The sequence below is a fragment of the Thalassobacterium maritimum genome (genome assembly GCF_031127805.1).
GTDB classification, from domain to species: Bacteria; Verrucomicrobiota; Verrucomicrobiia; order Opitutales; family Coraliomargaritaceae; genus Thalassobacterium; species Thalassobacterium maritimum.
In genome coordinates, this window is the sequence record NZ_JARXHW010000166.1 from 1 (window position 1) to 1010 (window position 1010).

The following is a 1010-nucleotide window of genomic DNA, read 5'->3' on the forward strand; positions in this document are numbered from 1 at the left end:
GATAACTGGATAGCGCGTAGGCCTTTAGCTCGCGGAAAGAGCAAATCTTAGCCCGCACAGGATTGAGATGAACATAGTCCACCAAACCCAACAGCTTCCACCCACAGCGCTCCACCACTTCAAATAGGCAGCGTTCGAACGCTTCACCCGTGTTCGCCTTCAAGAACAACTCCTTGCGGTAATTGCCACGGCTGATCACATGATAGATCGCCCCAGGGTATTCGATGCGTTGCTTGCGGGGCATGGCACCACAAGCAACGCATAAACATTAAGAATGCCAATGTTTAGATTCTACGTTTGACCCTTTTTTCTAACAGACGGAAGCAAAAGCGGCTAAGATAAAAGCTATACGCTCGGGATAAAGCGGACGGGATTCATTCGCGCGTTATAAATCCGGACGATTCTCAAGCGGTCTTTTTCCGGCTCATATTTGTAAATAATGTGCGTGCGGAAGCGCTTCTCGTAATAGCGCCTAAGACCCAACGGCTCGGACGCCCAAGCAAAGCCGCTCGGGGCTTTAGTGATATTATTAACGGACTTCCCCAGCTCCTTCAAAAATTCGACCGGCAACTCGGGATCTTGCTCGCGCCAAAATTCCGTTTCGCGCAGCTGATCGGCGATCGCGCGTTTGAGGAAGTAAACTTCCATTACAGACGACTGCGTAGCAGTTCCATAGCTTCCGCATACGGAACCTCTTCCTCCAGCCCATCTTCCAGATCCTGGAGGCGCTGAGCGGCGATTTTCACTTGCTCCTGGTGATAGCGTTCTTCCTCAAGCTGGCGCAAGTGGGCGATCACTTCGCCTTGATCCTGCTCGTCCATCGAGCCGATCTCTTGGATTATCTGGGCTGCATTCATGGTGTCTAACATGGCGGTATTTCTGGATTCTTCAAGCTTACTTTGAATGGAGAGGGGCTCAAACGTAGAATATAAACATTCTTCATTCATTTGATTCACGTATGAGATTGGTGACTCTGGAAGGGTGCCCCATGTTCAAGCGCTTGGCAATCC

Annotated in this window: 3 protein-coding genes; all 3 read right to left on the reverse strand. The window is 50.4% G+C overall.

The window, feature by feature from the left end; all coding sequences use genetic code 11:
• Nucleotides 1-244, reverse strand: a 244-nt coding sequence (locus QEH52_RS19850; RefSeq protein ID WP_308952702.1) for a hypothetical protein, incomplete at its 3' end; no start/stop codon positions are given.
• A gap of 101 nt (nt 245-345) precedes the next feature.
• Nucleotides 346-648 carry a type II toxin-antitoxin system RelE/ParE family toxin gene (locus QEH52_RS19855; RefSeq protein WP_308952703.1) on the reverse strand — a complete coding sequence of 101 codons (303 nt, stop codon included), beginning with the start codon at nt 646-648 and terminating at the stop codon, nt 346-348.
• Complete coding sequence (locus QEH52_RS19860) at nt 648-947, reverse strand: hypothetical protein (RefSeq protein WP_308952704.1); 300 nt, start codon at nt 945-947, stop codon at nt 648-650. Before QEH52_RS19860 ends, QEH52_RS19855 begins: the two co-directional genes overlap by 1 nt.
• Nucleotides 948-1010 lie beyond the last annotated feature (63 nt).